Consider the following 14,752-nt stretch of genomic DNA (forward strand, 5'->3'; position numbering starts at 1 on the left):
GTCGGCCCGTGCAGCGCCTGCACGTTCCCAGGGGTCTGTCGGCGCGGGCCCCTACCGTTCTCGCTCATGGACGACCCTCCCTCCCACATGCCCTGGCCCTTCCCGGCCCTGACCGCCTCGGCGGCCGCACCACGGGGGGAGGGGCACCATGAATGAGTGGGTGATGCTGGGCATCGGTCTCGTCCTCACCGTCGGCACCGGCCTGTTCGTCGCGTCCGAGTTCTCGCTGGTCAACCTCGACCGCAACGACCTCGAGAAGCGCCAGGAGAGGGGCGAGAAGCGCCTCGGCCCGACCATCGGGGCCCTCCGCATCACGTCGACGCACCTCTCCGGCGCGCAGCTCGGCATCACGCTGACGACGCTCCTGACGGGCTACACGTTCGAGCCGGCGATCAGCTCGCTGCTCGAGGGACCGCTCACCGGCCTCGGCGTGCCCGAGGCGATCGTGCCCGGCATCGGCGCCGTCGTCGGCATCCTCGTGGCCACGCTGTTCTCGATGGTGATCGGCGAGCTCGTGCCGAAGAACTTCGCCCTCGCCCTGCCCCTCGCCACGGCCAAGCTCGTCGTGCCGTTCCAGGCGGCCTTCACGACGGTCTTCAAGCCGGTCATCCTGCTCTTCAACGACACGGCCAACGCGGCCATCCGCCGCATGGGCATCGAGCCGAAGGAGGAGCTCTCGGGCGCCCGCTCGGCCGAGGAGCTCAGCTCGCTCGTCCGCCGCTCCGCGCTCGAGGGCGTCCTCGACGACGACCACGCGACCCTGCTGGGCCGCACCCTGCGCTTCTCCCAGCACGACGCCGTCGACGTGATGACGCCGCGCGTGCGCATGACGACCGTCCGGGCGACCGACACCGCCGCCGCCGTGGTCGAGGCTTCGCTGAGCAGCGGCTTCTCGCGGTTCCCCGTCATCGGCGACGACTCCGACGACATCCTCGGGGTGGTGCACGTCAAGCAGGCGTTCGCCCTGCCCCTCGCCGAGCGCGACGACGTGCTCGTCTCCGCCCTCGTCTCCGAGGCGCGCTTCGTGCCCGAGACGATGGGCACCGACACGCTGCTCGGCCTGCTCCGCCGCGACGGCTTCCAGATCGCCGTGGTCACCGACGAGTTCGGCGGCACCGCCGGCCTCGTCACCCTGGAGGACCTCGTCGAGGAGATCGTGGGCGAGCTGGAGGACGAGCACGACCGTGCGCGCGTCGGCATCGTCCGCTCGGGCGGCACCGTCCTGTTCGACGCCGCGCTCCGGCCCGACGAGCTCCACGACCGGGCCGCGATCCGCGTGCCCGACGACGGCGACTACGAGACGGTCGGCGGCTTCGTCACCGAGCGGCTCGGGCGGCTGCCCGAGGTCGGCGACGAGGTGGAGGTCGCCGGCGGCGCCCTCCGCGTCGAGCGCGTCGTGGGCCAGCGCACCGAGCGGCTGCGCTTCGTGCCGCGGGCGGACGACGACGCGACCGGCCCGGCCGGCACGACCCGCGCCTCCGGCCCCGCCACCCCCGCCGAGAACCGCGACCGCGCCGACCGCGCGGAGCACGACCGCATCGCCACCGCCCTCCGAGAGGACCTGACCCATGAGTGAGTACCTGCCCGGCATCGTCTGGCTGGTGGTGCTGCTCGTCGTCAACGGCTTCTTCGTCGGCGCCGAGTTCGCCGTCATCAGCGCCCGTCGCTCGCAGATCGAGCCGCGCGCCGAGGCGGGCAGCAAGGCCGCCAAGACGACCCTGTGGGCGATGGAGCACGCGACGCTCATGCTCGCGACCAGCCAGCTCGGCATCACGGTCTGCTCGCTGGTGATCCTCAACGTGTCGGAGCCCGCGATCCACCACCTGCTCGAGATCCCGCTCGGGCTGACCACGCTGTCGGCCGAGGCCATCGGCGTCGTGGCGTTCGTCATCGCCCTCGTGCTCGTGACCTTCCTGCACGTGGTGGTCGGCGAGATGATCCCGAAGAACCTCTCGTTCTCGGTGCCCGACCGGGCCGCGCTCATCCTGGCCCCGCCGCTCGTCTTCGTGGCCCGCGTGTTCAAGCCGGTGATCTGGTCGCTCAACGGCATCGCCAACGGCGTGCTGCGGCTCTTCGGCGTGACGCCGAAGGACGAGGCGACCAGCACCTACACGCTCGACGAGGTCGCCGGCATCGTGCAGCAGTCGACGCGCGAGGGCGTGCTCGACGACGCGTCGGGCACCCTCAGCGCCGCGTTCGAGTTCACGACCCGCAAGGTGCGCGACGTCGAGGTGCCGGTGGCCGACATGGTGCGGCTCGCCCCGGCGGCGACCCCCGCGGACGTGCAGCGCGCCGTCTCGGCCCACGGCTACTCGCGGTACGTCCTCACCGACGCCGACGGGCAGCCCACCGGCTACCTGCACCTCAAGGACGTCATGGACCTCACGACGCCGGAGTCGTTCCACGCCCCGGTGCCCGAGAAGCGCATCCGTCGCCTGGGGGCGGTCTCGCACGACGCCGACCTCGAGGACGCCCTCGCGGCCATGCGCCGCAGCGGTGCCCACGTGGCCCGGTCGGTGCGGGCCGACGGCACGACGACCGGCGTGCTCTTCCTGGAGGACATCATCGAGGAGCTCGTCGGCGAGGTCGACGACGCGACGACGGTCTAGGCCCCGACGACGGGCTGGGCCTCGGCGACGGGCTGGGCCGCGACGACGGGCTGGGCCGCGACCGGCCCCGGCCCGCCCCCGCGTGCCGGGGCGGGCCGCTCGCCCGGCAGCTCGTGCAGGGCCTCGGCGGCGAGCTCGGCGGTGATCGGGTCGCCGTCGAGCGTCGCCTGCCGCAGGAGGCGGTACTGCTCCGCCATGCCGGCCCAGTTGAGCACCTGGACGATGTTGGGCAGGCGGAGCTTGTAGGCGAGGCCGTCGGTCACGTCGCGGCAGACCCGCTGCAGCGAGGCGTTGCCGCAGTGGTCGACGTAGGTGGAGAAGAGCGCCACGGTGTGGGCGTTGAGCGCCGGGCCGTCCTCCGCGTCGAGGTCGGCGAGGCAGGCGTCGATGCCGGCCACGATCTGCGCCGTCACGCCCGCCGCCAGCAGGGGGACGGCGAGGCGCACGGCGCCGCCGAACAGGACGCCGAGCGTCTGGACGGCCTCGATGGCCTCCTCGGCCCGGGGGGTCGCGACCCGGGTGTAGCGGTTCGGCGCCATCTCGACGAGGCCGGCGCGCACGAGGTCGCCGAGCGCCTCGCGGATGGGGGTGCGCGACACCTGGAGCCAGGCGATCAGCTCGTCGTCGTGCAGGCGTTCGCCGGGCTCGAGCGTGCCGTCGACGATCGCGTCGCGGATGCGCGAGCGCACCGTGTCGCGCAGCAGCTGACGCTCGGCGGCGGGGGGCGAGGTGGGGATGGGCACGGCGGTCTCCGTTCGGCACGAGGGCGGTACGGCACGACCCTACCGGAGAAGTGTCACATACCAGTCCGTCGTCCGGGGGAGCGAGGGCTGGGGACGGGTGGCCCGGACGCACGAGACCCGCCCGGCCCCGAGGGGGCGGGCGGGTCTCTCCTGGCGTGCGCACCGTGTCGGGTCAGGAACGCGACGCGCACGGGCCGGTGCACCGCGCCTCCCGGGGGCCCTCGCGGGTCAGGAGGCGCGGGTCGTCACTTCGAGGCCGTGGCGGTCTCGCTCGGCACGTGCTGCGAGCCGACCTCGACGCCGTGCGAGGCGCGCAGCGTCTCGATGGTCGCCTCGATCTCGGCGTCGCGCTGCTCGTCGCTCCAGTCGAGGGCGCGGCCCAGGACGTCGGCGATCTCGGTGAGCAGCTCGATCGTCACGCCGCCGACGAACGCGAGGTTCGTGCGGCGCAGCACGACGTCGGCCAGGTGGACGGCGTCCTCGTGCTCGGCGAAGTAGGCGATCTCAGCCTCGGTCAGCTCGGGCTCGCTGGCCAGCGGCTGCGACGGCTGGTCGAGCAGCGTCTCGATCACGCTCTCGGCACGGGTGCCGTAGCGCGTCAGGAGGCGGTCGACCTGGTCGCGGTCGAGGCCGTCGGCGTGCGCCGCGACCCACGTCGTACGGGCTGCGTCGGTGGTCGGGAACCCCTTGCCGCCGCCGATCGCCATGCCCGTCGTGTCGACGGTGCGCTCGACGCCCAGGCGCTTCGTGGCCTCGGTCGAGAGGTGCGCCGAGAGGGCACGGAAGGTGGTCCACTTGCCGCCGACCAGGCTCAGCACGGTCGAGGTCAGGCCGGCGATGGGCGTCTCGACGATGCGGTAGTCGCGCGACACGAAGCCGGGGGCCGTGTCTTCGTGACGGGGCAGCGGGCGGATGCCCGAGTAGCGGTAGACGATGTGGTCACGGCCGAGCTCGATCTGCGGGAAGACGTGCTTGACGAGGTCGAAGAAGTAGTCGACCTCCTCCTCGGTGCAGACCGCGGGCTGCGACGGGTCGGCGTCGATGTCGGTCGTGCCGATCAGCACCCGGCCCTTGAGCGGGTAGATGAGCACGATGCGGCCGTCGTTGTTCTCGAAGAAGATCTCGCGGCCCTTGGTGGCCTCGAGCAGCTCGGCGTTGTCGACGACGATGTGCGAGCCCTTGGTGCCGCCCATGTACGCCGACTCGCCGCCGAACGCCTGGTTCGTGAGGTCGGTCCAGGGGCCGGAGGCGTTGATGACGACGTCGGCCTGGACGACGAACTCGGTGCCGCTGACGACGTCGCGGAGCAGCACGCCGCCGTCGCGCGAGCCGACGGCCTCGACGTAGTTGGCGCTGCGGGCGCCGGTGCCGACCGCGAGGCCGTCCTTGAGCACGTCGAGCGCGAGGCGCTCGGGCTCGTGGACCGACGCGTCGTAGTAGGTGCCGGTGTACTTGACGCCCTTGTTGAGGGCCGGCATGTCGTTCAGCGCGGCCTTGCCGGTGCGGAACACGTGGCGGGGCACGGAGCCGCCGTCGCGCGAGAAGGAGTCGTACAGGGTCATGCCGACCTTGATCAGCAGCGCGCCGCGCTCCTTGGTCGAGCGCTGCTTGTGCGTGAGCATGCGCAGCGGGGCGTTGAGGATGCCCGAGAAGGTCGAGAAGATCGGCATCGTCGTCTGCAGCGGCTTCACGTAGTGCGGGGCGATCTTGAGGAGGCCGTTGCGCTCCTCGACGCTCTCGCGGACGAGGCGGAACTCGCCGTTCTCGAGGTAGCGGATGCCGCCGTGGATCATGTGCGACGAGGCGGCCGAGGCGCCCGAGGCGTAGTCGTTGCGCTCGACGAGGACGACGTCGACGCCCTGGAGGGCGAGGTCGCGGAAGGTCGCGATGCCGTTGATGCCCCCTCCGACGATCAACACCTTCGCGGTCGGGCGGTCGATGATCGCGGCGACGTTCTTGCGGATGCTCTGTGTCTTCTTCGACTCGGTCACGGGGTCTTCTTCCATCTGGGGGTGGTGGCGGGGCGGGTGGACGCACCGTCTCGCCGGTAACCTCATGGTCGACCCCTCGGAGCGAGGGTGCAACGTATCTGCACACATGTGCACGGAGGTGCTCGTGACCGAGCTGACGACGGCGGAGAAGACCCAGGAGGCGCTGCGTGCGGCGCACCTCTACTACATGCAGGACCTCACGATGGAGGCGATCGCCTCGGAGCTGGGGACGTCCCGCTCGTCGGTCTCGCGCCTCCTCAAGTCCGCCCGCGAGTCGGGGCTGGTGGACATCCAGATCAAGTCGCCGCTCGACCAGGCGACCGCCGTCGCCGAGGGGCTGCACCGGCGCTTCGGCGTCGTGGCGCACGTCGTGCCGGTGCCCGACCAGACGAGCGACGTCGACCGGCTCGAACGGGTCGCCCTGTCGGCTGCACGAACGATCACGCCCTACGTCGACTCGAACATGGTGATCGGGGTGGCCTGGGGCTCGACCCTCAGCGCCGTGAGCCGGTCGCTGGTGCCGAAGCCCACGCACAACTCGGTCGTCGTGCAGCTGAACGGCGCCGCGAACACGCGCACGACGGGCATCGAGTACGCGAGCGAGATCCTGCGGCGGTTCGGGCAGGCGTACACGGCGGCGATCCAGCAGTTCCCGGTCCCGGCGTTCTTCGACGACCCGGCGACGAAGCGGGCGCTGTGGCGCGAGCGCAGCACGAAGCGCGTGCTCGAGCTGCAGGCGTCGATGGACCTCGTCGTCTTCGGCGTCGGCTCGCGCGACGCACGCGTGCCCAGCCACGTCTACTCGGGCGGCTACCTCGAGCAGAGCGACCACGACAGCCTCGACGCCGACCACGTCGTCGGCGACGTCGCGACCGTCTTCTACCGCGCCGACGGCTCGTCGACCGACATCGAGCTGAACGCCCGCGGCACGGGGCCCGACCTCGCCACCGTCCGCCGGGCTCCCCGGCGGGTCTGCGTCGTCGCCGGCGAGGCGAAGGTCGCGGGCGTCCGCGGCGCCCTCGCGGCCGGGCTGGCGACCGACCTCATCCTCGACGAGGGCACGGCGCGGGCGCTGCTCGCGAGCTGAGGCGGGCGCGCGCCGACGACCCGGCCCGGAGGGCGGAGGAGCCCCGAGGAGGCGCGCCCGCAGCACCGACGACACGCCGACGTGAGAGACCCTTGCGTCTGGAGCTGTGCGTCCCCCATGATGGGGACGCTCCGGGGCCCACCCCACCTCGGAGTGAGCGCTCACCCGAACCTGCGATGCACGATCGCCGCGCACCCGTCCCGCCCCACGGCCCCCGGCCGCGGTGCATCGGCGCGTGCCCGGGCGGTCGGTCGCCGCGCCTACCCGAAGGCACCCCACCGCCATGCCCGGTCGTCCCGTCACGCCCTCTCCCGACTCCGCCCCCATCGCCCCGTCCCCGCGGGCGCACGGCCGACGTGCCGCCCGCCGCCGCGGCGCCTCCGCCCCCGGTCGCACGCGCGCCCTCGTCGCCCTCGCCGCCGTGGTCGCGCTCGCCGGCGCGGCCCTGCCGATCCAGGCCGCCACGGCCGCGGCCGACACGACGCCGCCGTCCGCGCCGAGCAGCCTGAAGGTCAGCTACAGCGGCGGGGTCGGCAGCTCGCTGAGCTGGGGCAAGGTCTCGGCCGGCGACCTCGCCGGGTACCGCGTGTACCGCTCGAGCACGTCGTCGGTGTCGACCTCGTCGACCCTCATCGCCAGCCCCACGACCCCGTCAGCGGTCGACGCGACGATCACGGGCGGGGCGAAGGCCTCCTACGCCGTGGCCGCGGTCGACCGCTCGGGCAACGTCTCGAAGCTCTCGAGCGTCAAGTCGGTCACGGCGACCGACACGACGAAGCCCTCGTCGCCCGCGAAGCTCAAGGCCACCGTCTCCGCCGCCGGGGTCGCCCTCGACTGGGCCGACGCGACGGAGCCCGACGTCGCCGGCTGGACGGTCACCCGCACCGCCTCCTCCGGCGGCTCCGCCGTCCAGCTCACCAGCTCGCCGGTCACGACGTCGCAGTTCACCGACGCCCAGGCCCCCTCGGGCGTGAAGTCGACCTGGCGCGTGACCGCCGTCGACCACAGCGGCAACGTGTCGTCGGCCACGACCGTCAGCGCCACCCGCCCCGCCGGCCCCGCCGTCGTCCCCGCCGCCCCGGCCGGCCTCGCCGTGAAGCTCAGCAGCGCCGGCGTGCCCACCGTCTCGTGGTCGGCCACGCCGGGCGCCACCGGCTACGTCCTCTCCCGCGGCGCCGCGGCCTCCGGGCCGTGGGTGCGCGTGCCCACCTCGTCCGCCACGGCGACGAGCGCCGTCGACGCCGCCGCCCCCGCCGGGGCGACGTCGTGGTGGTCCGTCGTCGCGACGAACGCCGCGGGGCAGGGCCCGGCGGCCGTCGTCAGCGCCGCCGTCCCCGGCGACACCACGCCGCCCCGCGCTCCGTCGAGCCCGAAGGTCGTCGTGCTGGCGACCGGAGGCGTGACGGTCTCGTGGGCGGGCGGGGGCGAGGCCGACCTGGCCGGCTACACCGTGACGAGGCGGAACGGGGACGAGGTCTACGTGCCCCACCTCCCGGCGAGCGGGCAGGGCGTCCTCGTGGCGTCGACCTTCACCGACCCGACCGTCGCCGAGGGCGACACCGTCTACTACCGCGTGCGCGCCGTCGACCGCTCGGGCAACGCGTCGTCGTACCTCGCCGTCACGGCGAAGTCGCCGAACGTCGCCCCGGGTGCTCCGGGCTCGCTGAAGGTCGCCGCCGGCCCGACCGCCGGCCTCGCGCTCTCCTGGACGGCCCCGAAGGACCTCGACCTCGCCGGCTGGGCCGTGTCGCGCAGCGTCGCGGGGGGCACGTGGACCCTGCTGGCGACCGTCCCGCTCGACGCGTCCGGCGCCTCCCCCCGCTTCGTCGACACCAGCGCGCCCCAGGGAGTCGCGGCCTCGTACCGCGTGACCGCCCAGGACCGCGTCGGCAACGTCTCGAAGGCCAGCGGCGTCGTCACCGCGACCTCGCGCACCGCCGCCGTGCCGCTGCCCGTCGTCCAAACGGTGCTGACCGTCGGGCCGCAGGGCACCTACGCCACCGTGGGCGCGGCGCTCGCGGCGATCCCCCGCGCCTCGCTCGACGCGTACCGCGTCGACGTCGCCCCCGGCACCTACGACGAGTCGTTCGAGATCTCGCGGCCGAACGTCCAGGTGCACGGCACCGGGGCGACCCCCGGCGACGTCGTGATCCGGTCGGCCCGCGCCTCGGGCAGCGCCGACCCCGACGAGCCGGAGTCGACGCTCGGCACCGCCGGCAGCGCCGTCGTGCTCGTCACCGCCGCGAACGTGACCCTGGACCACCTCACCGTGGCCAACACCTTCGACGAGGCCGCGAACCCGCAGATCACCAGCGCCCAGGCCGTCGCCCTGCGCGTCGAGGGCGACCGCTTCGTCGCCGACACCGTTCGCCTGCTCGGCAACCAGGACACCCTGCTGGCCGACACCCCGAAGCCCACCACCCGCATCCGCCAGTACTACGTCGACAGCTACGTCGAGGGCGACGTCGACTACGTCTTCGGCGCCGGCACCGCGGTGTTCCAGCGGGTCACCTTCCGGTCGCTGGACCGGGGCAAGGCGAACAACGGCTACCTCACCGCCGCGAGCACCGACACGGGCAGCAAGTACGGCTTCCTGATCACCGACAGCAAGGTCGTGAGCGACGCCGCCGCCGGCACGGTCAACCTCGGCCGCCCGTGGCACCCGAGCGCCGACCCCGACGCGCTCGGCTCGGTCGTGGTCAAGGACACCTGGCTGCCCCGCGCGATCGACGCGGCGGCCCCCTGGGACGACATGTCGTCGACGGACTCGTCGGGCGTCAAGGTGCCCTTCTCCTGGAAGGACGCCCGCTTCGCCGAGAGCGGCAACACCGGCCCCGGCGCCGGCACGAACGAGAACCGTCCGCAGCTGACGGCCAAGGAGGCCGCGGCGGCGACGCCCGAGAAGTACCTCGCCGGGAAGGACGGCTGGAACCCCGTCCGTGCCGCCTCGACGGCGCTGCCGGCGACCCCGACCGACGTCGTCGCCTCGCCCGACGCCCGCGTCGTGCACCTGAGCTGGAGCGACGACGCCTCCGCCGCCGTCACCGGCTGGCAGGTGCTGCGGGCCGACGAGACCGGCCCCTTCGTGCCGGTCGCCACCGTGGACGCCCCGACCTGGAGCGACACGACCGTCAGCACCGGCTCGACCTACCGCTGGGCCGTCGTGGCGCTCTCGCGCACCGGCGCCGTGTCGGCGCCCTCCGCCGAGGTGACGGCGCTCGTCGCCGCGGCCCCGCTCGTCACGGACGTCGTCGTCGACCCGGCGGCCCCCGCCGACGGCGTGACGCGCTTCACGACGCTCCGCGACGCGCTCGCCGCGGCCCCCGCGGGCACGGCCACCGACCCCACCGTCATCTCGCTCGCCGCGGGCCGCTACGCCGAGTACGCCACGATCAGCAAGCCCCACACGATCGTCGTGGGCGCCACCGGCCAGGCCGGCGACGTCGTCATCACCGGCGACCGCGCCGCGGGCACGCCGACCGGCACCACGACGAACGGGGTCGCCGACACCTACGGCACCTCGGGCAGCGCCACGCTCGTCATCACCGGCAACTCGGTGCAGCTGCGCGACCTCACGGTCGAGAACGCCTACGTCGAGGGCACGTACGCCTCCGGCCAGGCCGTCGCCCTCCGCACCACCGGCGACCGCCTCGTGTACGAGAACGTCCACCTGCTCGGCAACCAGGACACCTGGTACGCCAACAGCCCGTCCGCGGGCGTGCCGGCCCGTTCGTACTTCCACGGCGGGTACGTCGCCGGCGACGTCGACTTCGTCTTCGGGCGCGGCACCGTCGTGATCGACGACTCCACCCTCGCGGCGCTCGACCACGGCACGTCGCCGAACGGCGCCGTCACCGCGGCCAGCACCGACGTCTCGCAGCGCTTCGGCGTGCTGATCACGGGCAGCCGCATCGTCGGCACCGCCCCCGACGGCTCGCAGTCGCTCGGCCGCCCCTGGCAGCCCGGCAAGGCGCAGGCCGACGGCACGAGCGTCGCCGACTCGTCGGCGATCGCCCAGGTCGTCGTCCGCGACACCTGGCTCGGACCGGTGATCAGCTCGACCCAGACCTGGACGAACATGGTCAACAGCGGCGTCACCACCACCTGGCAGAGCGCCCGCTTCGCCGAGCACGGCAACGTCGGGCCCGGCAGCGGCGCCTCCGCCACCCGCCCCCAGCTCACCGACGACGAGGCGCGCGGCTACACGGCCGCGACCTACCTCGCGGGCAGCGACGGCTGGGACCCGGTCGCGGCCCCGCGCCCCGACGTGGCGCCCCTCGCCGTGGCCGGCCTGGTCGCCAGCCCCGACGAACAGCGCGTCGGCCTGTCGTGGACGGAGTCGGTCGAGGCCGACGTGACGGGCTACCGGGTCTACCGGTCGACCGGTGACGAGCCCGTCGCCGTCGACCCGGCCCTGCTCGTCGCCGAGCTCGCGAAGCCGACCTTCGTCGACACGGGCCTCGCGAACGGCACGGCCGTCCACTACCTCGTGGTCGCCGTGGACCGGGCCGGCACGTCGTCCGCCCCGGCCGCCGTCACCGCGGTGCCCGCCCCCGCGCCGCTGGTCGCCGACGTCACCGTCGCCGCCGACGGCTCGGGCGACGTCACGACCCTCCAGCAGGCCCTCGCGGCCGTCCCCGCCGGCACGGCGACGAAGCCCTCCGTGGTCGTCGTCGAGCCCGGCACCTACCGCGGCGTGGTCTCGTCGTCGAAGTCGAACCTCGTCATCGCCGGCAGCACGGGCGACCCCCGCGACGTCGTGCTGACCTTCGACAACGCCAACGGCACGCCCCGCTCCGCCACCACGTGCCCCGCCGTCGTCGCCGCCACCTGCGGCACCGCGGGCAGCGCCACCGTCACCCTGTCGGGCGCCGGCGTCCAGGTGCGCGACCTGACGATCAGCAACACGTTCGACAAGGCGGCGCACCCCGAGATCGGCACCTACAACACGCAGGCCGTCGCCCTCCGCGCGACGGGCGACCGCCAGGTCTACCGCGACGTGCGCCTCCTCGGCGTGCAGGACACCCTCAACGCCGACGCCTCGGGGAACATCACGGCCGACGGCAGCGGCTACCCCCGCCAGTACTACGTCGACAGCTTCATCGAGGGCAACGTCGACTTCGTCTTCGGGCGGGCGACCGCGGTCTTCGACCGGACGACGATCCACGCGACCGCGCACGGCGGGGGCACGATCTTCGCGCCGAGCACCGCCAGCAAGGCGCGCGGCTACCTCGTGGTCGACAGCCGGATCGCCAGCGACGCCGACGACACGTTCGCGCTCGGCCGGCCCTGGCGCTCGTGGAGCGACGGCGCCTACGGCGACGACTCCCGCGGCCAGACCGCGCTGGTCGACACCTGGATCTCGGACGGCGTCTCGACGACGCAACCCTGGGTCGACTTCGCCCCGAACGTCTGGACCGACGGCCGGTTCGCCGAGCACGGCACGACGGGCCCCGGCGCCACGGTCAACGACAAGAGGCCGCAGCTCAGCGACGCCGACGCCGCCGCCGCGACGCCGTCGGCCTGGCTCGCCGGCACCGACGGGTGGGACCCGACGCTCGCCCCGGTCGCCGACGTCGCGCCCACGGCCCCCGTCGGCCTCACCGCCGCGGGCGGCAGCGGCCAGGCCGTCCTCACCTGGGACGAGTCGACCGAGGCCGACGTCGTCGGCTACCGCGTCCAGCGCGACGGGGTCGAGGTCGGCACGACCACGACGCAGGGCTTCACGGCCACGGGCCTGACCAACGGCACCGAGACCTCGTTCACCGTCACGGCGGTCGACGCCTCCGGCGCCGAGTCGACCCGCAGCGCGGCCGTCGCGGTGACGCCGGCGCAGCGCGTCGACGCGGTCGTCCAGGCCGGCGGCCCCTACCCGACGCTCCAGTCGGCGGTCGACGCCGCCACCGGCTCCGGCCCCTGGGTCGTCCGGGTGGAGCCCGGCAGCTACGTCGGCAGCACGACCATCGCGCGGTCGAACGTGACCGTCCTCGGCGGCGGGGCCCGCGCCTCCGACGTGACCCTGACCAGCAGCACGGCCGCGCCCGCCCTGTCGATCACCGGCTCGGGCGTGACGGTGCAGGGGCTGTCGGTCGAGAACACCTCGGGCGCCTCGAACGGCCCGGCCGTCTCGATGACGGGCGACCGGGTGCTCCTCACCGGCGTGGCGCTGAGCGCCGTCGACCGTGCCGTCTGGGCCGACGTGCCCACCGCCGGCGCGACCAGCCGACAGATGATCGAGTCGTCGACGGTCCGCGGAGCGAGCAACGTCCTGCTCGGCCGGGCGTCGCTGGTGGTGCACGACACGACCATCACGCCGACCCGCACCTCGGGCACCGTGCTCATCCCGTCGACCACCGCGGTCGGCGGACGGGGCTTCCTCGTCGTCGGCTCGACGATCGCCCCGGCGGCCGGGGTCACCGACGTGCGCCTCGGCGGCCCGTACGCCCAGGGCACGACGACCGCCGCGAACGCGCCCCAGGCGATCATCCGCGAGACCGTGCTGGGCACCGGCGTCAAGTCGTCGCCCTGGCAGGACTTCAACGGGTACACCTGGACGGCGGCGCGGTTCGCTGAGTTCGGCAACACCGGGCCCGGCGCCGCGACGACCGCCACCGCGTCACGGCCGCAGCTCACCCCCGCCGAGTCGGTCACTGCGACCGTGTCCGCCTGGCTGGGCGCCGCCTCCTGGTACCCCGCCGTGGCCGACCCGGCTGCTCCGGCCGACGCCACCGCCCCGGGCGCGGCCACCGCGCTGACCGCCGTCGCGGGCTCGCGGTCGGCGACCCTGGGCTGGACGGCGCCGGCCGACGCCGACGTCGTCGGCTGGTCCGTCCACCGGGCACCCGGCACGACCGTCACGCCCTCGGCCGCGAACCTCGTCGCCTCGGTCGGGCCGGTCACGAGCTGGAGCGACACCGGCCTCACCGACGGCCAGCCGTACACCTGGGCCGTCGTCGCGGTCGACGCGGCGGGCAACCGCTCCGCGCCGGCCACCGTGACGGCGACGCCCGCCACAGCCGTCACGCCCGTGACCCCGTCGGAGCCGGTCGACCCGGGGGCCGTCGCCCCCGTCGCCCCCACGGCGGTCACGACGACGCTCGGCAAGGGCTCGGTGACCGTCGGCTGGGCCGCGAGCACCGCCTCCGGCGTCACCGGGTACGACGTGGTCCGCAGCTCGGCCTCCGCCGGCTCGGCCGTCGTCGCCTCGCTGGGCGCCGACGCCACGCGCTTCGTCGACCAGTCGGTCGTCGTCGGCACCGCCTACTCGTGGTCGGTCGTCGCGAAGGCCGGAGGCGCGGTGTCGGCCCCCTCGACGGTCGCCTCCGCGACCCCCGTCAAGGTCGACTACGTGGTCGCCGCCGACGGCAGCGGCGACGCCACGACGCTGCAGGGCGTGCTCGGCCAGGTCGACGCGGCCGGCGCCCTGGTCGCGGCCTCGCCGGGCCTCCTGCCGAACAACGCCGACTACACGACCCAGGGCGGCCGCACCGTGCTGGTGCTGCCGGGCGCCTACTCGGGCCCGGTGGTGAGCGGCAACCGCTACGGGGTGACGATCGTCGGCGCGACCGGCGACCCGGCCGACGTCGTGGTCACCGCCCCCGGCGGCGCGGTCGCCGCGATGACGATCTCCGGGCCCCAGTGGACCCTGCGGGCCCTCACGCTGAAGAGCGTGGCGAGCACGCCGGGCGCCCAGGCGACGGCGCTGCAGGTGAAGTCGGGAGACAAGCAGGTCGTCGACCACGTGCGCCTGCTCGGCGACAAGCAGACGCTGCTCGCCTCCACGGCCAACACATCGACCTTCAGCCGCGTCTTCGTCACGGGGTCGTACCTCGAGGGCGGGGCCGACCTGGTGCTCGGCCGGGCCGTCACGGTGATCGACCACAGCACCGTGCACGTGCTCGACCGGCCCGGGGCCTCGCTCACCGACTCCTCGGTCTCCGCGGCGTCGCCGTTCGGGTTCCTGGTCACCGACAGCACGATCGTCACCGACGGCGCCGCCGGGACGATCTACCTCGGCCGGCCGTACTCGACGCAGGGCAAGGCGCAGGTCGTCGTCCGCGACACCGTGCTCGGGTCGGCCGTCGCGGTCGACAAGCCGTGGAACGACTGGGACGCCGTGACGACCTGGACGGCCGGCCGGTTCAGCGAGTACCGGAACACCGGCCCCGGCGCCGTCGTGACGACGCCCGCGACCCGCCCGCAGCTGAGCGACGAGGCGGCGGCCGGCATGACGGCGGCGGCGTACCTCGCCGGGACGGACGGCTGGGACCCGACGCGGCGCTGAGCCCGGCGGCGCGCCGGTGGGCGGCGCCGAGCCCGGCG

6 protein-coding genes are annotated in these 14,752 nt (G+C 74.2%); 4 read left to right on the forward strand and 2 right to left on the reverse strand.

Annotated features, from left to right (window positions below):
• The first annotated feature begins 148 nt into the window (after positions 1–148).
• Both ASF82_RS01665 and ASF82_RS01670 read left to right on the forward strand, forming a co-directional pair.
• Positions 149–1,576, forward strand: coding sequence for a hemolysin family protein (locus tag ASF82_RS01665; RefSeq protein WP_056052562.1), 1,428 nt, complete (start codon positions 149–151; stop codon positions 1,574–1,576).
• The gene (locus tag ASF82_RS01670; RefSeq protein WP_056052565.1) at positions 1,569–2,609 is read left to right on the forward strand and encodes a hemolysin family protein; all 1,041 of its coding nucleotides are present in this window, start codon (positions 1,569–1,571) and stop codon (positions 2,607–2,609) included. Before ASF82_RS01665 ends, ASF82_RS01670 begins: the two co-directional genes overlap by 8 nt.
• Here the strand turns inward: ASF82_RS01670 and ASF82_RS01675 are convergent.
• Together ASF82_RS01675 and ASF82_RS01680 are read right to left on the reverse strand one after the other, a co-directional pair.
• Positions 2,606–3,352, reverse strand: a complete 747-nt coding sequence (locus tag ASF82_RS01675; RefSeq protein WP_056052568.1) for a GntR family transcriptional regulator — start codon at positions 3,350–3,352, stop codon at positions 2,606–2,608. The two genes, ASF82_RS01670 and ASF82_RS01675, sit on opposite strands and share 4 nt — an antisense overlap.
• Positions 3,353–3,597: 245 nt before the next feature.
• Positions 3,598–5,343 carry a glycerol-3-phosphate dehydrogenase/oxidase gene (locus ASF82_RS01680; RefSeq protein ID WP_056052571.1) on the reverse strand — a complete coding sequence of 582 codons (1,746 nt, stop codon included), beginning with the start codon at positions 5,341–5,343 and terminating at the stop codon, positions 3,598–3,600.
• Positions 5,344–5,467: 124 nt separating this feature from the next.
• On the opposite strand from ASF82_RS01680, the gene ASF82_RS01685 reads away from it, so the two are divergent.
• Positions 5,468–6,430, forward strand: a complete 963-nt coding sequence (locus ASF82_RS01685) for a sugar-binding domain-containing protein (protein WP_341777173.1) — start codon at positions 5,468–5,470, stop codon at positions 6,428–6,430.
• Between the two features lie 283 nt (positions 6,431–6,713).
• A complete protein-coding gene (locus tag ASF82_RS01690; protein ID WP_056052578.1) occupies positions 6,714–14,714 on the forward strand; it encodes a pectinesterase family protein in 8,001 nt (2,666 codons plus the stop codon).
• The last annotated feature ends 38 nt before the right edge of the window (positions 14,715–14,752 follow it).

The sequence above is a fragment of the Frigoribacterium sp. Leaf164 genome (assembly GCF_001423665.1).
GTDB classification, from domain to species: domain Bacteria; phylum Actinomycetota; class Actinomycetes; order Actinomycetales; family Microbacteriaceae; genus Frigoribacterium; species Frigoribacterium endophyticum.

Coding starts and splice junctions, on each gene's coding strand:
- ASF82_RS01665 (WP_056052562.1), top strand. CDS start 149: ATGAATGAGTGGGTGATGCTGGGCATCGGTCTCGTCCTCACCGTCGGC.
- ASF82_RS01670 (WP_056052565.1), top strand. CDS start 1,569: ATGAGTGAGTACCTGCCCGGCATCGTCTGGCTGGTGGTGCTGCTCGTC.
- ASF82_RS01690 (WP_056052578.1), top strand. CDS start 6,714: ATGCCCGGTCGTCCCGTCACGCCCTCTCCCGACTCCGCCCCCATCGCC.